The organism is Bacillus sp. FSL R12-0074 (assembly GCF_038005725.1).
Lineage (GTDB): Bacteria > Bacillota > Bacilli > Bacillales > Bacillaceae_G > Bacillus_A > Bacillus_A mycoides.
The window spans coordinates 5,176,252-5,196,160 of the sequence record NZ_JBBOTR010000001.1 but is presented as its reverse complement, the minus strand read 5'-3'; the positions used below and the strand labels follow the sequence as shown (position 1 = coordinate 5,196,160).

General features: G+C 39.6%; 17 protein-coding genes. 15 read left to right on the top strand and 2 right to left on the bottom strand.

Features of this window, described 5'->3' with window-relative positions; all coding sequences use genetic code 11:
* Nucleotides 1-11 precede the first annotated feature (11 nt).
* Entirely contained in the window at nucleotides 12-1,205 is a 1,194-nt protein-coding gene (gene cls / locus NSS97_RS27090) for a cardiolipin synthase (RefSeq protein WP_044438297.1), read from the bottom strand.
* A gap of 390 nt (nucleotides 1,206-1,595) precedes the next feature.
* Here cls and NSS97_RS27085 point away from each other — a divergent pair, with 390 nt between their 5' ends.
* The 8 genes from NSS97_RS27085 to pyrG all read left to right on the top strand — a co-directional run bounded on the left by NSS97_RS27085 (nucleotide 1,596) and on the right by pyrG (nucleotide 11,512).
* Nucleotides 1,596-3,707 carry a heterodisulfide reductase-related iron-sulfur binding cluster gene (locus NSS97_RS27085; RefSeq protein ID WP_044438298.1) on the top strand — a complete coding sequence of 704 codons (2,112 nt, stop codon included), beginning with the start codon at nucleotides 1,596-1,598 and terminating at the stop codon, nucleotides 3,705-3,707.
* Between the two features lie 9 nt (nucleotides 3,708-3,716).
* A complete protein-coding gene (locus tag NSS97_RS27080; protein WP_078185032.1) occupies nucleotides 3,717-5,000 on the top strand; it encodes an acetyl-CoA C-acetyltransferase in 1,284 nt (427 codons plus the stop codon).
* A gap of 49 nt (nucleotides 5,001-5,049) precedes the next feature.
* The gene (locus tag NSS97_RS27075; protein WP_002016322.1) at nucleotides 5,050-5,901 is read left to right on the top strand and encodes a 3-hydroxybutyryl-CoA dehydrogenase; all 852 of its coding nucleotides are present in this window, start codon (nucleotides 5,050-5,052) and stop codon (nucleotides 5,899-5,901) included.
* A 72-nt stretch (nucleotides 5,902-5,973) separates the two neighbouring features.
* Nucleotides 5,974-7,104 carry an acyl-CoA dehydrogenase gene (locus tag NSS97_RS27070; RefSeq protein WP_044438300.1) on the top strand — a complete coding sequence of 377 codons (1,131 nt, stop codon included), beginning with the start codon at nucleotides 5,974-5,976 and terminating at the stop codon, nucleotides 7,102-7,104.
* Between the two features lie 22 nt (nucleotides 7,105-7,126).
* Nucleotides 7,127-8,266 (top strand): acyl-CoA dehydrogenase AcdA, encoded by a 1,140-nt coding sequence (gene acdA / locus NSS97_RS27065; RefSeq protein WP_002016320.1) that lies wholly within the window; start codon nucleotides 7,127-7,129, stop codon nucleotides 8,264-8,266.
* A 64-nt stretch (nucleotides 8,267-8,330) separates the two neighbouring features.
* A complete protein-coding gene (locus NSS97_RS27060) occupies nucleotides 8,331-8,960 on the top strand; it encodes a TetR/AcrR family transcriptional regulator (protein WP_002034889.1) in 630 nt (209 codons plus the stop codon).
* A 165-nt stretch (nucleotides 8,961-9,125) separates the two neighbouring features.
* Nucleotides 9,126-9,647, top strand: coding sequence for a DNA-directed RNA polymerase subunit delta (rpoE, locus tag NSS97_RS27055; protein WP_341114504.1), 522 nt, complete (start codon nucleotides 9,126-9,128; stop codon nucleotides 9,645-9,647).
* 257 nt (nucleotides 9,648-9,904) lie between these two features.
* Complete coding sequence (gene pyrG / locus NSS97_RS27050) at nucleotides 9,905-11,512, top strand: CTP synthase (RefSeq protein ID WP_002016314.1); 1,608 nt, start codon at nucleotides 9,905-9,907, stop codon at nucleotides 11,510-11,512.
* Between the two features lie 32 nt (nucleotides 11,513-11,544).
* Here the strand turns inward: pyrG and NSS97_RS27045 are convergent, their stop codons facing one another.
* Complete coding sequence (locus NSS97_RS27045) at nucleotides 11,545-12,069, bottom strand: DUF2529 domain-containing protein (protein WP_341114501.1); 525 nt, start codon at nucleotides 12,067-12,069, stop codon at nucleotides 11,545-11,547.
* A gap of 202 nt (nucleotides 12,070-12,271) precedes the next feature.
* Between NSS97_RS27045 and spo0F the strand changes: the two genes are divergently transcribed.
* From spo0F to NSS97_RS27010, 7 genes are all read left to right on the top strand, one after another.
* On the top strand, nucleotides 12,272-12,640 hold the full coding sequence (spo0F, locus tag NSS97_RS27040; protein ID WP_000398592.1) for a sporulation initiation phosphotransferase Spo0F: 369 nt from the start codon (nucleotides 12,272-12,274) through the stop codon (nucleotides 12,638-12,640).
* Nucleotides 12,641-12,851: 211 nt separating this feature from the next.
* Nucleotides 12,852-13,709, top strand: coding sequence for a class II fructose-bisphosphate aldolase (locus NSS97_RS27035; protein WP_002016312.1), 858 nt, complete (start codon nucleotides 12,852-12,854; stop codon nucleotides 13,707-13,709).
* 347 nt (nucleotides 13,710-14,056) lie between these two features.
* Nucleotides 14,057-15,346 (top strand): UDP-N-acetylglucosamine 1-carboxyvinyltransferase, encoded by a 1,290-nt coding sequence (gene murA, locus NSS97_RS27030; RefSeq protein ID WP_002034893.1) that lies wholly within the window; start codon nucleotides 14,057-14,059, stop codon nucleotides 15,344-15,346.
* A gap of 183 nt (nucleotides 15,347-15,529) precedes the next feature.
* A complete protein-coding gene (gene glpX, locus NSS97_RS27025; RefSeq protein WP_002016310.1) occupies nucleotides 15,530-16,495 on the top strand; it encodes a class II fructose-bisphosphatase in 966 nt (321 codons plus the stop codon).
* Nucleotides 16,496-16,834: 339 nt separating this feature from the next.
* Complete coding sequence (gene rho, locus NSS97_RS27020; RefSeq protein WP_002016308.1) at nucleotides 16,835-18,106, top strand: transcription termination factor Rho; 1,272 nt, start codon at nucleotides 16,835-16,837, stop codon at nucleotides 18,104-18,106.
* Between the two features lie 571 nt (nucleotides 18,107-18,677).
* On the top strand, nucleotides 18,678-18,923 hold the full coding sequence (locus NSS97_RS27015; RefSeq protein ID WP_000643447.1) for a type B 50S ribosomal protein L31: 246 nt from the start codon (nucleotides 18,678-18,680) through the stop codon (nucleotides 18,921-18,923).
* Nucleotides 18,924-19,033: 110 nt separating this feature from the next.
* Complete coding sequence (locus NSS97_RS27010; protein ID WP_002016305.1) at nucleotides 19,034-19,618, top strand: thymidine kinase; 585 nt, start codon at nucleotides 19,034-19,036, stop codon at nucleotides 19,616-19,618.
* The last annotated feature ends 291 nt before the right edge of the window (nucleotides 19,619-19,909 follow it).

The following is a 19,909-nucleotide window of genomic DNA, read 5'->3' as shown; positions in this document are numbered from 1 at the left end:
TTGAAATTTCTCTATAAAAAGAACGCGAGTATCGTTCCTATCCATTCCTTTCCTCTATCGATAATGGAGAGAGGATTGACATCTTCGAAGGAAAGTAATAAGGAGCGTTCCAAATCTTCCTCGAATTTACGTTTTACTTCTTGTATGAAAGGTTTATCGTATAAAAGGCAATTGATTTCATGGTTAATATATATACTTCTCATATCGAAATTAGCAGTTCCGATATCACAAGTATGATCGTCTACTATAATAATTTTTGCATGGAAAAATCCTTGCTGAAAAGCGTAAATATTACAACCAGCTTGTATTAACTTTCGGCAATATGGGAATTTTGCTTCTCGAACGAGGGCGTGATCAGCTTTTTGTGGAACGAGAATAGTTATTTGAACCCCACGTTTTCGCGCTTTTAATAATGCATTCATAATTTTTTTTCCAGGAATAAAATATGGTGTACCGATAAAGAGTTCTTTTTTCGCGCTTTCGATTAAATGTAAAAATGTATTTTGTAAATAGGCACCATCAGTAGGGATGAAACGATGTAGAATGGTCCCTGGTTGTTGCATAGGAAAATAAAGAGATGAATCTAATAAATTTTGGTCTGTATCGTCGAGCCAATCATGTAAAAATTGTTTTTGTAAATCTTGTATCCCTTCTCCTGTAAGACGTAAATGATAATCTCGCCATAACCCTAACCTTTGATTATGCCCTAAATATTCTTCGCCAATGTTAAATCCACCAATATAACCAATTTTCCCGTCAATAACTGTAATTTTTCTATGGTTTCTTTGATTTGCAGAAAAGAAAGGAAAAGGAAATTTCACTTTATGACAAAATGAAAAAGAGACACCATGCTTTTGTAGCGAGTAAATCGCTTCTTTTGATAAATAATGACTTCCAAACCGGTCGAGTAAAAGTCTTACTTCAATTCCTTCTTGTGCTTTATCGATAAGTAACTTTAAAAACGTACGACTTATATCATCGTTTTTTACAATAAAAAATAAAACGTGCACATGGTGTTTAGCTTGTTTTATATCAGTAAAGAGAGCATCGTATAGATCATTTCCGTATGTATAAAGGCGAAAATCACTTTGACGTAAAGGGAAAGAACGAGAACGTACACGCTTTAAATGAACAATTCTCCCATATGAAAGGTCGATTGTAATCCAGAGAGCGCTGCCTAATAACAAGAGAGATAAGAAAAACATAAGTAAATTCCCTCCTTCACGGTCTTTTCACCATCAATTTTTTACAAATCAAAATTTCACTGTATCCCGCTATTTGCGGGCAGTAAGACTCCCACCTCAAAATTGGGTTAAAGCAAAGAAGTTGGTTGGGATTCGGGCCGCCCGTAAAAGCCCGATTGGTGAGGGCTAATACTCAGTGGGGAGGAATGGCTCCCCGCCGATTAAAGTTTCACTTTATAGTTTCACCGAAATAAACAGCTTTATTAAAAAATGTGTTGTTGTATAACAAAAAACTGTTGACTGAATGCTCACTCATTATATAATGGGGATAGGGGATATAATTCAGAAAATTATATATTTTCGAAGATTCTAAAAAAGAAAGAGAGCTTACAAAGAGAGGGGTAGCATAAAATGAATAGCTTACTAATCATTAATTGGCTGGCTGCCATTGCTGTTATTGCTTATGCGGGGTATTTGTTTGTATATCTTATACGAACAAGGATGGCCTACATACAATTAGGAAAAAAGATTGAATTTGACCGTCGTTTTAAAGAGCGTTGGGATCTTCTTAAGGTCAATGTTTTCGGTCAGAAAAAGCTGCTGAAAGATAAAAAGAGCGGCATCATTCACGTTATGTTCTTTTACGGATTTATTCTCGTCCAATTTGGAGCAATTGACTTCGTTTGGAAAGGACTTGCACCAGGATCGCATCTTCCACTTGGACCACTATACCCTGCATTTACATTCTTCCAGGAAATTGTCACACTCGTTATTTTAATTGCAGTCTTTTGGGCTTTTCATAGACGCTATATTGAAAAGCTTGTTCGTTTGAAACGTAATTTTAAATCAGGCCTTGTTCTTATCTTTATTGGTGGCTTAATGATTTCTGTGCTACTTGGTAATGGGATGGGAATTATATGGCACGGCGAGGAGCTTTCATGGAGTGAACCTATCGCTTCTGCAATCGCTTACGTTTTCTCGGGATTAAATGAAACCGTAGCCATTTCAGTGTTCTATTTCTCTTGGTGGGTGCATTTACTAATTTTGTTAACGTTTTTAGTTTATGTTCCACAATCAAAACATGCGCATTTAATTGCTGGACCAGTTAACGTGTTTTTTGGTCGTCTTTCAAATCCGGGAAAACTTGAAAAAATTGATTTTGAAGATGAAACACAAGAAACATTCGGTGTTGGTAAAATTGAAGACTTTAGACAAAATCAACTTATCGACTTATATTCCTGCGTCGAATGTGGTCGTTGTACAAATATGTGTCCGGCAACAGGAACAGGGAAAATGTTATCACCGATGGATTTAATTTTAAAACTTCGTGATCATTTAACTGATAAAGGAGCAGCGGTAACATCAAAAGCACCGTGGGTTCCAGTTGTTGCTTTTAATAATACACAAGGAAATCAGTTAGCGATGATGGCAGCTGGAAAAGGACAACAAGAATCAGCGGCTACAGTGCTAGCGTACGACCCAAGTTTAATCGGAGACGTTATTACAGAAGAAGAGATTTGGGCATGTACAACGTGTCGTAACTGTGAGGACCAGTGCCCAGTTATGAATGAGCATGTTGACAAAATTATTGATTTACGCCGCTATCTCGTTTTAACAGAAGGAAAAATGGACGCGGAAGCGCAGCGTGCAATGACAAACATTGAGCGTCAAGGTAATCCGTGGGGACTGAACCGTAAAGAGCGTGAAACATGGCGCCAAGGTGACGATGAAGTAACAGTTCCAACTGTAAAGGAGAAATCAAAAGCTGGCGAAGAGTTTGAATACTTATTCTGGGTCGGATCAATGGGTTCGTATGACAATCGCAGTCAGAAGATTGCGATATCATTTGCGAAGCTAATGAACGAAGCAGGCATTTCATTCGCAATTCTTGGTAATAAGGAAAAGAACTCTGGTGATACACCGCGCCGCCTTGGAAATGAATTTGTATTCCAGGAAATGGCGAATAAAAATATTGAAGAATTTGAAAAAGCAGGAGTGAAGAAAATCGTTACGATTGACCCTCATGCTTATAACACTTTTAAAAATGAGTACCCGGACTTTGGCTTACAAGCAGAAGTCTATCATCATACAGAATTACTAGCCCAGTGGGTGAAGGAAGGTCGTTTAAAACCTGTCCATTCTATTGAAGAGACAGTTACGTACCATGATTCCTGTTACTTAGGAAGATACAACGAAGTATACGAAGCGCCGCGCGATATTCTAAAAGCAATTCCAGGTGTAAACCTTGTAGAAATGGCGCGTAACCGTGAAACGGGAATGTGCTGTGGTGCGGGTGGCGGCCTAATGTGGATGGAAGAAACGACAGGTTCTCGTATTAACGTTGCTCGTACAGAACAAGCGCTAGCTGTACAGCCGTCAATTATCGGTACAGGATGCCCGTATTGCTTAACGATGATTAGTGATGGCACGAAAGCGAAAGAAGTTGAAGAAACAGTTCAAACTTTGGACGTAACAGAGATTTTAGAACGCTCAGTTATCGGACAGAAGAAAGAAGCAATGTAGTTTGTAGGAATGCATTCAAATTTAGAAAGAGGTGCAAAAATTGCACCTCTTCTAGGCGCAAGGATACCGAGCGAGCGCTCGGTGCTAAAAAAAGAAATGGGGGAAAGAAACATGAGTAAAACAGTTATTTTAAGTGCTGCAAGAACACCGGTTGGAAAATTTGGAGGAACTTTAAAAGACGTGAAAGCAACAGAGCTTGGAGGAATCGCAATTAAGGCAGCGCTTGAAAGGGCGAATGTTTCCGCTAGTGATGTTGAAGAAGTTATATTTGGAACGGTTATCCAAGGAGGGCAAGGACAAATTCCATCACGCCAAGCAGCAAGAGCGGCCGGCATTCCTTGGGAAGTGCAGACAGAAACAGTAAATAAAGTTTGTGCATCAGGGCTTCGCGCAGTTACGTTAGCAGATCAAATTATTCGTACTGGTGATCAATCACTGATTGTAGCTGGTGGAATGGAATCGATGAGTAACAGCCCTTACATTTTACGAGGGGCAAGATGGGGATACAGAATGGGTAACAACGAAGTTATCGATTTAAACGTTGCAGACGGTTTAACATGCGCATTTTCAGGTATACACATGGGTGTTTATGGCGGAGAAGTTGCGAAGGAAGATGGAATCTCTCGCGAAGCACAAGATGAATGGGCATATCGTAGCCATCAACGTGCGGTTTCGGCACATAAAGAAGGGCGTTTTGAAGAGGAGATTGTACCAGTAACAATTCAGCAAAGAAAAGGCGATCCTATCGTCGTGGCTAAGGATGAGGCGCCACGCGCGGATACAACGATTGAAAAATTAGCGAAATTAAAGCCTGTATTTGATAAGACGTCAGCGGTGACAGCAGGTAATGCTCCGGGACTAAATGATGGCGGTGCTGCACTTGTATTAATGAGCGAGGACAGAGCGAAGCAAGAAGGAAGAAAACCATTAGCGACAATTTTGGCGCATACGGCGATTGCGGTAGAATCGAAGGATTTCCCAAGAACGCCAGGTTATGCAATTAATGAATTGCTGAAAAAGACAGGTAAGACAATTGAAGACATAGATCTATTTGAAATCAATGAGGCATTTGCGGCTGTAGCAATTGCAAGTACAGAAATCGCAGGGATCGATCCGGAAAAATTGAATGTAAATGGCGGTGCTGTAGCAATGGGGCATCCAATTGGAGCGAGCGGAGCACGTATTATCGTTACACTTATCCATGCACTGAAGCAGCGCGGCGGCGGAATTGGAATTGCTTCTATTTGTAGCGGTGGCGGTCAAGGTGATGCAGTGATGATTGAAGTTCACTAATTAAGATTAGAAGATATATAGTTTATTAACAATTAAGGGGGAAGAAAAAATGAGTGTACAAAAGATTGTTGTAATTGGTGCAGGGCAAATGGGTTCAGGTATCGCACAAGTGTGTGCAATGGCAGGCTATGATGTGAAAGTGCAAGATTTAAAGCAAGAGCAATTAGATAGAGGGCTAGCTGTTATTTCAAAAAATTTAGCCCGCCAAGTAGAAAAAGGCCGTATGAAGGAAGAAGAGAAAGATGCGACTTTAAATCGTCTTACATGGACGCTTGATTTAAATAGTGTCAAAGAAGCTGATCTTATTATTGAAGCAGCTGTTGAAAAAATGGATATTAAAAAGAAAATTTTTGCGAATTTAGATGAAATCGCTCCAGAACACGCAATTTTAGCGACGAATACGTCATCGTTACCAATTACGGAAATTGCAGCGGTAACGAAACGTCCTGAGAAAGTAATCGGCATGCACTTTATGAATCCAGTTCCAGTTATGAAACTCGTTGAAATTATTCGTGGTTTAGCTACAGATGATGCAGTGTACGAAACGATTGAGGATATTACGAAAAAAATCGGGAAAGTGCCAGTTGAAGTAAATGATTTCCCAGGGTTTGTATCGAACCGTATTTTATTACCGATGATTAACGAAGCGATTTATACGTTATACGAAGGAGTGGCGACGAAAGAAGCAATTGATGAAGTAATGAAACTCGGTATGAATCATCCGATGGGACCACTTACGTTAGCTGACTTTATCGGTTTAGATACGTGTTTATACATTATGGAAGTGTTGCATGAAGGATTAGGAGATAGTAAATATCGCCCATGTCCATTATTACGTAAGTATGTGAATGCAGGATGGTTAGGACGTAAAACGGGTCGTGGTTTCTACGTTTACGAATAAAGGCCTCCCTTTATTGAAGTAGTGGTCTTACCAGATTGTTAAAAAGATATATAGCAAACGGAGGCGAAGTACATGAATTTTCACTTTACTGAAGAGCAACAAATGATGAGGAAAATGGTTCGAGATTTTGCACAGAAGGAAATAGCTCCCTTTGTTCCTAGTATGGAACAAGGGGTGTTCCCGAAAGAGATTTTGCAAAAGATGGGTGAGCTTGGACTAATGGGTATTCCAGCACCTGCAAAATATGGCGGGGCAGAAATGGATTTTATTTCTTACATTCTAGCAATTGAGGAAATTTCAAAGGTAAGTGCAACGGTTGGTGTAATTTTAGCTGTACATACGTCAGTTGGAATGAATCCGATTTTATACTTCGGAACAGAAGAACAGAAGCAGAAATATGTTTCTAAATTGGCGACTGGTGAATATTTAGGCGCATTTGCTCTAACAGAACCGAATGCAGGATCAGATGCAGGTAGTTTGAAATCAAGAGCTGTAAAGAAAGACGATCACTACATCATTAATGGATCGAAAGTCTTTATTACAAATGGTGGTGAAGCAAGTACATATATCGTCTTCGCGTCTACAAATCCAGATGCGGGGAAAAGCGGGATTTCAGCATTTATAGTAGAGAAAGATACACCAGGCTTAATCATCGGAAAAGATGAGCATAAGATGGGGCTTCTTGGTTCTCGTACAGTACAACTTACGTTTGAAGATATGAAAGTACCGGCCGAGAATTTACTTGGTGAAGAAGGACAAGGATTTAAGGTGGCAATGGCGAATTTAGATGTTGGACGAATTGGGATCGGAGCGCAGGCATTAGGAATCGCGGAAGCGGCGCTTGCATGTGCGATTGATTATGCGAAAGAGCGTGAGCAATTCGGCAAGCCAATTGCGGCGCAGCAAGGACTCGGATTCAAACTTGCAGATATGGCGACTAGCGTAGAAGCAGCGCGATTACTTGTATACAGAGCGGCATCGCTAAGAGCACAAGGGTTACCATGCGGTAAAGAAGCTTCTATTGCGAAATTATTTGCTTCTAAGACGGCCGTTGAAGTTGCGATTGAAGCGGTGCAAGTATTTGGCGGTTACGGTTATACGAAAGATTATCCAGTAGAAAGATTTTTCCGTGATGCGAAGATCACGCAAATATATGAAGGAACGAGCGAAATACAAAAGCTTGTAATTAGTCGAGCTTTATAAAAAGGCAGAGGGGGAGACGGGAATGCATTTTAAATTATCAGAAGAACATGAAATGATAAGAAAAATGGTTCGGGATTTTGCAAGGAATGAAGTAGCACCGACAGCAGCAGAGCGTGATGAGGAAGAGCGATTTGATCGCGCTTTATTCGATCAAATGGCAGAGCTTGGTTTAACCGGTATTCCGTGGCCTGAAGAATACGGCGGAATTGGAAGCGATTACTTGGCGTATGTAATTGCCGTTGAAGAATTATCTCGCGTTTGTGCTTCTACAGGTGTAACGTTGTCTGCACATACTTCACTTGCTGGATGGCCAATTTTTAAATTTGGAACGGAAGAGCAAAAACAAAAGTTTTTGCGCCCAATGGCTGAAGGGAAGAAAATTGGTGCATATGGCTTAACAGAACCAAGCTCTGGATCAGATGCTGGTGGAATGAGGACGACTGCAAAACGAGATGGAGACCATTACATTTTAAATGGTTCGAAAATCTTTATTACAAATGGCGGTATTGCTGATATTTATGTTGTTTTTGCATTAACAGATCCTGATTCGAAGCAGCGCGGCACGAGTGCATTTATTGTGGAGAGTGATACGCTAGGATTTTCGGTTGGGAAGAAGGAAAGTAAGCTAGGGATTCGTTCTTCGCCAACAACTGAAATTATATTTGAAGACTGCCGTATTCCTGTAGAGAATTTACTAGGGGAAGAGGGCCAAGGATTTAAAGTTGCGATGCAGACATTAGATGGCGGCCGTAATGGTATTGCGGCACAAGCAGTCGGTATTGCACAATCCGCTTTAGATGCTTCTGTAGAATATGCAAGAGAACGTCATCAGTTTGGGAAGCCAATTGCGGCGCAACAAGGAATTGGCTTTAAACTTGCGGATATGGCAACGGATGTAGAGGCAGCGCGTCTTTTAACATATCAAGCGGCTTGGCTTGAATCTGAAGGGCTTCCGTATGGGAAAGAGTCAGCAATGTCAAAAGTATTTGCAGGTGATACAGCGATGAAGGTAACGACTGAAGCGGTACAAGTATTTGGTGGTTATGGTTATACGAAAGATTATCCAGTAGAGCGTTATATGCGCGATGCAAAGATTACACAAATATATGAGGGAACACAAGAGATTCAAAGGCTTGTAATTTCTCGTATGTTAACGAAGTAGGAACAAAAGCGTAGGTATTTTCCTACGCTTTTTACTTCCAAAAATAATAGAGAGAGGTGAAGGGATGGTTAAACATAATGTACATGCGTCAGTGAAAGATGAAAAATTAGTTGCGTTAAGACGTGAACAAATGATTAAAGGTGCGGTGCAGCTGTTTAAGCAAAAAGGATTCCCACGTACAACAACGAGAGAAATTGCGAAAGCGGCTGGATTTAGTATCGGAACACTTTATGAGTATATTCGCACAAAAGATGATGTATTATATTTAGTTTGTGATAGTATTTATGAACATGTAAAAGAGCGGTTAGAGGAAGTAGTGTGTACAGAGAAGGGAAGTATAGAAAGCTTAAAGATAGCGATAATGAATTATTTTAAAGTGATGGATGAATTGCAAGAAGAAGTATTAATTATGTATCAAGAGGTACGTTTTTTACCGAAAGAATCACTCCCATATGTATTAGAAAAAGAGTTTCAAATGGTCGGGATGTTTGAGGATATTTTAGAGCAGTGTACGGAAAATGGGACATTTACACTAAATAAAAAGGAAATACAGCTTCTTGCACATAATATTTTCATACAAGGACAAATGTGGGGATTTAGACGTTGGGCCCTGCAAAAACTGTATACTCTCGAAGAATATACAGAAATGCAAATTAGGTATGTACTGCAAGGAGCACATATGTCTCCGAAATAAAGAATGGACAAATTATAATTTTATTGCCCGTAAATAGCGGGATAAAAGTTTCCCGTTTTTTTTGTAGCATATTTGTGCGACTTTTGTTTATAATGAATAGTATGGATTTTTTTAAGCAGACCGTTATATATAAGCTTATATTTGAAGAAAGGAAGTGCCGCATAAGTGGGTTTTAAGCAATATTCACCAGAAGAGCTAAAAGAATGTTCAATGATTGAAGTTGTACATAGTGTTTTAGGGAATAAAAGACAAGCAACGACATTCAACGAGTTGGTTCAAGAAATCGCTCAAGTGCTGGGACTATCTCAAGGGCAAGTTAATACGAAACTCGCACAATTTTATACAGATTTAAACATCGATGGACGTTTCATTAATTTAGGAGAAAATCGTTGGGGGCTACGTAGCTGGTACCCATATGAGCAAATTGATGAAGAAATTCTGCCTCAGCCAAAACCGAAGAAGAAACGTAAAGTTGAAGAAGACGGTTTTGACGACTACATTGAAGAAGATGATGTAGAAGAAGTAGAAGAAGAAGTAGAAGAAGATGTAGTAGATTTGGACAAAGTTCTTGAAGACGCAGATGATGAAGATGATGATCTTGATGATTTAGAAGAAGATAATGAAGACTTCGCAGAAGAAGAACTTGAGTATGATGAAACTGAAGAAGAAGAAGAGGAAGAGCGGTAGTTCTTGACTTTTCATTATCGTCCATGTAGAATCATTTTTGGGCTCTTTAAAAAAAGACGATAATACTTTTAAAGTGTAAATATAAAAGAAAATTGCTCCCTACTTATTACTTTATGTGATGAGGGGAGCAATTTTCTTTTTTGTTTTTTGTTTAGAAAATAAAAAGAGCCTAACAATAAGATAGATACAGTGTTATCTACATACGTTGCGCTTTGCAACGGTGATTATATAACAACGAAGTAGAAGGGAGTATTTTCATGACTAAGTATATTTTTGTAACAGGCGGTGTAGTATCGTCTTTAGGTAAAGGTATTACAGCAGCATCTCTTGGAAGACTTTTAAAGAATCGTGGTTTAAACGTAACTATTCAAAAGTTTGATCCATACATTAACGTAGACCCAGGGACTATGAGCCCCTACCAACACGGTGAGGTATTCGTAACAGATGATGGTGCAGAAACGGACTTAGACCTAGGTCACTATGAGCGTTTTATCGACATCAACTTAAACAAATACAGCAACGTAACAACAGGTAAAATTTACTCTTCAGTTCTTCAAAAAGAGCGTCGTGGTGAATATTTAGGAGGAACAGTTCAAGTTATTCCTCACATTACTAACGAAATTAAAGAACGTGTATATCGTTCTGGTCGCGAAACAAATGCCGACGTTGTTATTACAGAAATCGGTGGAACTGTTGGTGATATCGAGTCTTTACCATTCTTAGAAGCAATTCGTCAAATTAAGAGCGACATCGGTCGTGACAATGTAATGTACATTCACTGTACGTTAATCCCGTACTTAAAAGCAGCGGGTGAAATGAAAACAAAACCAACGCAACATAGCGTTAAAGAGCTTCGCAGCTTAGGTATTCAACCAAATATTATCGTTGTTCGTACAGAACTACCTGTTTCTCAGGACATGAAAGACAAGCTTGCATTATTCTGTGACATCGATACAAAAGCAGTTATCGAAGCACGCGATGCAGATACTTTATATGCGGTTCCATTATCTCTTCAAGAACAAAACATGGACCAAATCGTTTGTGATCACTTGAAGTTAGACAATCCAGCTGCAGATATGACAGATTGGACTGCGCTAGTTAATAAAGTACGTAACCTTTCTAAGAAAACAAAAATCGCTCTTGTTGGTAAATACGTAGAGCTTCAAGATGCATACATTTCTGTTGTAGAAGCGCTTCGTCATGCAGGTTATTCATTCGACACAGATGTAGAAGTGAAATGGGTAAATGCTGAGCACGTAACAGCAGAGAACGTAAAAGAATTAGTTGGCGACACAGATGGTATCCTTGTACCAGGTGGCTTCGGCGATCGTGGTGTAGAAGGTAAAATCGTTGCAATTCAATATGCTCGTGAAAACAAAGTTCCATTCTTAGGAATTTGCCTAGGTATGCAACTTGCATCAATCGAATTCGCACGTAACGTATTAGGATTAGAAGGGGCTAACTCTTCTGAAATTAATCCTGACACACCTTATGCAATCATCGATTTATTACCAGAACAAAAAGATGTAGAAGATTTAGGTGGTACACTTCGCCTTGGTCTATATCCATGTAAGCTTGCTGAAGAAACAAATGCTTACAATGCTTACAATGAGCCGGTTGTATATGAGCGTCATCGTCATCGTTATGAGTTCAACAATCAATTCCGTCCAGATATGGAAAAAGCAGGATTTGTATTCTCTGGTACAAGCCCAGACGGTCGTCTAGTGGAAATTATTGAATTACAAGATCACCCTTGGTTCGTGGCAGCACAGTTCCATCCAGAACTTGTATCTCGTCCAAACCGTCCACAACCATTGTTCCATGACTTCGTAAGTGCTTCTATTACGAATAAAGAGAGCAAGTAATAAAAAAAAGCGCCTGAAATAGGGCGCTTTTTTTAATATTCGTTTAACATTTCATCAATTGTAAATTTCAATCCGTGATAAGCAAATAAAGCTATAATTAAACTTGGGAACCCATAGCGGTTACCTTCATCATCTGGAATAAGACCTTTTAACAGCTTTGTATCAATATGTACATCTGTATATTGTTCCAGTGATTCAACACCTTCTTGAATAGCCGAGATTCCAACGATAGATTGGTCTTCTTTATGAAGTTTTTTCGCGGTTTTTATAATTTCTTCATCTGTCGAAAAACGACTAATAAGAAGTACGCGGTCCGCAGAAGTCACTGCCGCCGGTTCACCGTTTTCTATTAAACGTTTTGCTTGTTTCATTGGTTCGGCGCCAAATAATGCTTCTGAAACAATACCTTCCATTTCGTTTGTACCATGCAAGTAAATGAAGCCATCGCCAACTAACGCCTGGGCAAGTAGACGAGCGCTATCTTCTATATTCATTTCCTCTTTTTGAGAAATTTTGGGGAAATATCCACTTAATTGAGTCGAGAAAATTTTTAACATGTTGTTGCTCCTTTCTTTCGTGTTAGCTGGTTCTCATTATAGCTTATTTTTTTTGGAAAGGGGAAATAGTAGGGTGGCATAACAAAATAGGAAACGGTAAAATAAGAAAGAATAGGAAGGGATTTGGCAAAGAGTAGCGAAAATAAACCGATAAGATATAAGAAGCTTTAAATCTTGTACTTACACAGAAAGGTTGGGAGTTATGGAAGGGAAAATTTTAATCGTTGATGATCAATATGGCATTCGTGTTTTATTGCATGAAGTGTTCCAAAAAGAAGGTTATCAGACGTTCCAAGCAGCGAATGGATTTCAAGCTTTAGATATCGTGAAAAAAGATAATCCGGATTTAGTAGTGTTAGATATGAAAATCCCAGGTATGGATGGTATAGAGATTTTAAAACATGTAAAAGAAATTGATGAGAGTATTAAAGTGATTTTAATGACTGCTTATGGAGAATTGGATATGATTCAAGAAGCGAAAGATTTAGGAGCTTTAATGCACTTTGCTAAACCGTTTGATATTGATGAGATTCGTCAAGCAGTGAGAGATCAGCTTGCTGTAGAGGCGTAAAAAATGAATTTTTTATAAAAAATATGGAAAAAAGCGTTTACATGGACTATTGAGCAGGTGAATACAGTTGAGTTTTTGAGTACAAGTTGTTATCCTATTGAGTGTAGAAAGAAGTCCGGTATGTAAATATACATATTTTACCTTATTCTGGTCATACTACCAGCGATAAGAATTTATCGGATACAAAAAACGTTTTTTAGGAGGATTCACCATGCCTTTAGTTTCTATGAAAGAAATGCTAAACACAGCACTAGAAGGAAAATACGCAGTTGGTCAATTCAACATGAACAACTTAGAGTGGACTCAAGCTATCTTAGCTGCTGCGGAAGAAGAAAAATCTCCTGTAATCTTAGGTGTATCTGAGGGTGCAGCTCGTCATATGACTGGTTTCAAAACAGTTGTAGCTATGGTTAAAGCTTTAATCGAAGAAATGAACATTTCTGTTCCTGTAGCGATTCACCTTGACCATGGTTCAAGCTTCGAAAAATGTAAAGAAGCAATTGATGCAGGTTTCACATCTGTAATGATCGACGCTTCTCACCACCCATTCGATGAAAACGTTGAAACTACTAAAAAAGTGGTAGAATACGCACACGCTCGTAACGTATCTGTTGAAGCTGAGCTTGGAACAGTTGGCGGACAAGAAGACGACATCATCGCTGAAGGCGTAATTTACGCTGATCCAGCAGAGTGTAAGCACCTTGTTGAAGCAACAGGTATCGATTGCCTAGCTCCAGCTCTAGGTTCTGTACACGGTCCTTACAAAGGTGAGCCTAACTTAGGATTCGCTGAAATGGAACAAGTTCGTGACTTCACTGGCGTACCTTTAGTATTACACGGTGGTACTGGTATCCCAACTGCTGATATCGTAAAAGCTATTTCTCTAGGTACTTCAAAAATTAACGTAAACACTGAGAACCAAATTGAGTTTACAAAAGCTGTTCGTGAAGCATTAAACAAAGACCAAGAAGTTTACGATCCTCGTAAATATATTGGACCTGGCCGCGACGCTATCAAAGCAACTGTTGCTGGTAAAATGCGTGAGTTCGGTTCTAACGGTAAAGCGTAAGAATAAAATTCCGTTTTGGAAACCGTCTAGTCTTTTAGACGGTTTCCTTTCGTTGTATAATGAAAGCGCGAACAAGTCTAAAGATTTTATAAAGTGAATTTTTGGTTTGCAAATATAGAAAATAATGTGCATAGTCCTATTAATAAATGTGGTAAGTATCTGAATTGAGTAATTTGATTCGATGAATAGTTAATCTTCATCTATTTGTACAGCAGGGGAGCTACAGGTGATGGTTTTCTACTTATTGAGTTTCGGGATGGAAAGAGTGATTGAGATTCTTAAGGGGGAATCTTCTACTTCTTATAAAGAAGTAGAAGATAAATACATTCACAAGAAGGGAGCTCAATATGGAAAAGTTGCTAATTGAAGGCGGAAGAGCTTTAAATGGAACAATTCGTGTGAGTGGTGCAAAGAACAGTGCTGTTGCACTAATTCCAGCGACAATTTTAGCAGATACTCCAGTAACTATTGGCGGTGTTCCTAATATTTCGGACGTGAAAATGTTAGGAGACTTACTAGAGGAAATTGGAGGGAAAGTAACTTATGGGCAGGAAGAAGAGATGGTAGTCGATCCTTCTAACATGGTTGCGATGCCTTTACCAAATGGAAAAGTGAAAAAATTGCGCGCCTCTTATTATTTAATGGGTGCAATGCTTGGCCGTTTTAAAAAAGCTGTTATTGGGCTTCCAGGTGGATGTCATTTAGGGCCACGACCGATTGATCAGCATATTAAAGGGTTTGAAGCGTTAGGGGCATATGTTACAAATGAACAAGGTGCCATTTATTTAAGAGCAGACGAACTACGTGGGGCACGTATTTATTTAGATGTTGTTAGTGTAGGAGCTACGATTAATATTATGCTAGCGGCTGTACGAGCGAAAGGTAGAACTGTTATTGAAAATGCAGCGAAAGAACCAGAGATTATTGATGTAGCTACATTGTTAACGAGTATGGGAGCACGTATTAAAGGTGCTGGTACAGACGTAATCCGAATTGATGGTGTGGATTCACTGCACGGTTGTCACCACACTATTATTCCAGACCGTATTGAAGCTGGTACGTATATGATTTTAGGGGCAGCATCAGGAGGAGAAGTAACAGTTGATAATGTTATTCCTCAGCATTTAGAATCCGTTACTGCGAAGCTAAGAGAAGCTGGTGTTCAAATTGAAACGAACGATGACCAAATTACAGTGAACGGCAATAGAAGGTTAAAAGTAGTTGATGTAAAAACGCTTGTATATCCAGGGTTTCCAACGGATTTACAACAGCCGTTTACAACTCTTTTAACAAAAGCGCATGGAACAGGAGTTGTAACTGATACAATTTACAGCGCACGTTTCAAGCATATTGATGAATTGCGCCGTATGAACGCGCAAATTAAAGTAGAAGGCCGTTCAGCAATTGTGACTGGACCGGTTTTATTGCAAGGTGCGAAGGTGAAAGCGAGTGACCTACGAGCTGGTGCGTCCCTTGTTATTGCGGGTTTAATGGCAGATGGCATTACAGAAGTAACGGGACTTGATCATATTGATCGAGGTTACGAAAATATAGTAGACAAGCTTAAAGGGCTTGGTGCAAACATTTGGCGAGAACAAATGACAAAGCAAGAAATTGAAGAAATGAAGAATGCATAAAGTGAAACTTTAATCAGTATGGGGTATCCCACGCCGATTATTAACCCTCACCAATCGGGATAAGGTGGTGATACTTCCGTTAATGGGGAGCGAAGAATCACTACTAACGGAAGTACACTTTATAGAAAAACAAGGTTCACAAAATACGGCAGAAATATAAAGACTTAAAGGAGAGGGATTATCGTGGAAAGAAGTTTATCTATGGAGTTAGTACGTGTAACAGAGGCTGCAGCATTATCATCAGCGCGTTGGATGGGGCGCGGAAAAAAAGATGAGGCAGATGGTGCAGCAACATCAGCTATGCGTGATGTATTTGATACAATTCCGATGAAAGGTACAGTTGTAATTGGCGAAGGTGAAATGGATGAAGCGCCAATGCTATATATCGGAGAAAAATTGGGTACAGGATATGGACCACGCGTAGACGTTGCAGTTGATCCTTTAGAAGGGACAAATATCGTAGCGGCTGGCGGCTGGAATGCGCTTGCTGTTATTGCAATTGCAGATCACGGCAATTTGTTACATGCTCCTGACATGTACATGGATAAAATAGCGGTTGGTCCAGAAGCAGTTGGTGCAGTTGATATTGACGCACCTATTATCGACAACTTACGTGCAGTTGCGAAAGCGAAAAATAAAGATATCGAAGATGTTGTAGCGACAGTTTTAAACCGTCCACGTCATCAAGCAATTATCGAAGAAATTCGTAAAGCTGGTGCTCGTATTAAATTAATTAACGATGGAGATGTAGCTGGAGCAATCAATACAGCATTTGACCGTACTGGTGTAGATATTCTATTCGGTTCTGGTGGAGCACCTGAAGGTGTATTAGCTGCGGTCGCATTAAAATGCTTAGGTGGAGAAATTCACGGGAAGCTCTTACCTCAAAACGAAGCTGAACTAGCTCGTTGTAAAAGAATGGGTATTGAAGATATCAATCGTATCCTTCGTATGGAAGACTTAGTAAAAGGTGACGATGCAATCTTTGCAGCAACAGGTGTAACAGACGGAGAACTATTACGAGGCGTTCAATTTAAAGGTAGCGTCGGAACAACACAATCCCTTGTTATGCGTGCAAAATCAGGCACAGTACGCTTCGTAGACGGCCGCCATAGCTTAAATAAAAAACCGAATTTGGTTATTAAATAAAAAGCGTAAGCGGCTCGTTTAGAATCGCAGGAAGAAGCGAAACCACCGGAGATTCTAGCTGCTGAAGCTGGATTAAATAAAAGCAGAAATGCCTTATCTATTCTGCCTTAAAATCAGGTGAGTAGAAAAAAGAAAGAAATATGAAAAGGCGAAGACAAATTTTCTTGTCTTCGCTTCTTGTATTTGTGTTTCAACGTATTGATTAAAACTAGATAAAAGGGTTACAATAGTGAATATTATCCTACTTGAACTTATTGCCTTTCATTATTATTTATTTGCCTTCCGTATTTTTCCCTTTACCCATGTGAAAAGAGAATAAAGTTAAAGTGTGGTGTCTGAATGAATTTGTCAATTGCAGCATTAGAAAACATGAAATTAAAAGAGTTATACGAGCTTGCGAAGGAATTTAAGATTTCGTATTACAGCAAGTTAACGAAAAAAGAGCTAATCTTCTCTATCTTAAAAGCTCGAGCAGAAAAAGAAGGTTTCTTTTTCATGGAAGGCGTATTAGAAATTATTCAATCAGAAGGATTTGGATTCTTACGTCCTATCAATTATTCTCCAAGCTCAGAAGATATTTATATCTCGGCTTCGCAAATTCGTCGTTTCGATTTACGTAATGGAGATAAGGTTTCTGGTAAAGTACGGCCTCCGAAAGAAAATGAGCGCTATTTTGGATTGCTACAAGTTGAAGCTGTAAATGGAGATGATCCAGACTCAGCAAAAGAGCGTGTACATTTCCCTGCATTAACACCGTTATACCCAGATCGCCAAATGAAATTGGAGACGGAAACGAAAAAGTTACCGACACGCATCATGGATTTAATCGCACCAGTTGGATTTGGACAACGTGGTTTAATTGTTGCGCCTCCAAAGGCTGGTAAAACAAGTCTGTTAAAAGAAATTGCACACAGTGTCACAACAAATCATCCGGAAGCAGAATTAATTGTACTTTTAATTGATGAGCGCCCAGAGGAAGTAACAGATATTGAACGTTCTGTTAAAGGTGATGTTGTAAGTTCTACTTTTGATGAAGTGCCAGAGAATCATATTAAAGTAGCGGAGCTTGTATTAGAGCGTGCAATGCGTCTTGTAGAACATAAAAGGGACGTTGTCATTTTAATGGATAGTATTACCCGTTTAGCGCGTGCTTACAACCTTGTTATTCCGCCAAGTGGTAGAACCTTATCGGGTGGTATTGATCCTGCTGCTTTTCATAGACCGAAGCGTTTCTTTGGGGCTGCGCGTAATATCGAAGAGGGCGGTAGCCTAACGATTTTAGCAACAGCGCTTGTTGATACAGGGTCTCGTATGGATGATGTAATTTACGAGGAGTTTAAAGGAACTGGAAATATGGAACTTCACTTAGATCGCTCATTAGCTGAGCGCCGTATCTTCCCAGCGATTGATATTCGTCGCTCTGGTACGCGTAAAGAAGACCTATTAATTCCGAAAGAACATTTAGACAAGCTGTGGGGTATTCGTAAAACAATGCGTGATACACCAGACTTTGTTGAAGGCTTCTTACGTAAACTTCGTCAAACAAAGACAAATGAAGAATTTTTACAAAACATTGTTGCAGACTCAAAAAGGTATGTAACCACTAAGTAAAGGGAAAAGATGGGGACTCGCTTATTTCGTAGTAAGCGAGTTTTTTATGTTTTTAAGGGAATATTAGAGAAAGTAATATATGGAAAAAATTGTTTTTTAAGATGGAAATCATATTTGGATTGAGAGCTTGAAGTGCCCTACGATTCTGGGCGAGCCGCTTGCGCTTTAAGGTGTATCTAGTTCCATCTCCAGCGGCTAGAATGGTCGGTGGCTTCGCGTCTTCCTACGAGGCAAAAAGCGCCTCTTGGTCGAGAGCTTGAAGTGACCTGCGATTCTAAACGAGCCGCTTGCGCTTTTAGGTATTATCCAGCTCCAACGGCTAGAATCTCCGGCCATTTCGCTCTCTCGGTCGAAGCAAAAAGCGCTTCTTGGTCGAGAGCTCCAATGTCCTGCGATTCTGAACGAGCCGCTTGTGCTTTTAATTTTTAAAAAGACAAAAACAGGTAGTTGCAAAATGGAGTTAGCCTTGTTATAATTTCATCATATGTGTTTCATCAATATAGTTGTGTAAGCAGCTGAAGATGAAAAACTCTGTTTCGAAAATGATTCAGGGCGGAAGGAGATGAAAAGAATGAAAGCAGGAATCCATCCAAATTACAATAAAGTTGTATTTATGGACACGAACACTGGCTTCAAATTCTTAAGCGGGTCTACAAAAGGCTCTAGCGAAACTGTTGAGTGGGAAGATGGTAACACTTATCCATTACTAAAAATTGAGATCAGTTCTGATTCTCACCCATTCTACACTGGACGTCAGAAGTTTGCTACTGCAGACGGACGTGTTGACCGCTTCAATAAGAAATACGGCATCAAGTAATAAAGAACATAAAACAGGCAAGTGTATGTATTCGCTTGTCTGTTTTTTTTGCGAAAATATTAAACCTTTACCCTACTTTGGATTAGGAAAGTAGATGAAAGGAGAGCTCAATGTACTTAATGAATCAAAATGGTTGGATTGAAGTGATTTGCGGGAGTATGTTTTCTGGGAAATCAGAAGAGCTCATCCGCCGTATACGCCGTACACAATTTGCGAAACAACATGCGATTGTATTTAAACCATGTATTGATAATCGTTATAGTGAAGAAGATGTTGTATCACATAATGGATTAAAGGTTAAAGCAGTTCCTGTTTCAGCTTCAAAAGATATATTTAACCATGTAACAGAAGAAATGGATGTTATTGCAATCGATGAGGTACAATTTTTTGATGGGGACATTGTGGAAGTGGTGCAAGTATTGGCAAATCGTGGCTATCGTGTCATTGTAGCTGGATTAGACCAAGATTTCCGTGGTCTACCATTTGGACAAGTTCCTCAGCTGATGGCGATTGCTGAACATGTAACTAAATTGCAGGCAGTTTGTTCTGAATGTGGATCTCCTGCAAGTCGTACGCAACGTTTAATCGATGGAGAACCAGCGGCATTTGATGATCCAATTATTTTAGTTGGGGCTTCAGAATCGTATGAACCACGTTGTCGTCATTGTCATGCAGTACCTACAAAACAAAGATAAGTGAAACTCGCTATGTAGAGCGGGTTTTTTTCGAAAATAGATGAAGATTGGTGGCAAGCTCTTCGTGTCTAAGAACCGCCGCTACTCAAGGTGAAAAGCACCTTTTGTGCGAGAGAACCTTAGCCAGTCAGAGCTGAGCGAGCCGCTTGCGCTTTAAATATTATCTAGCTCCAGCGGCTAGAATCTCCGGCCATTTCACTCTCTCGCTCGAAGCAAAAAGCGCTTCAAGGTCGAGAGTTCCAATGCCCTGCGATCCTGAGCAAGCCGCTTACGCTTTTAAATATAATTTGC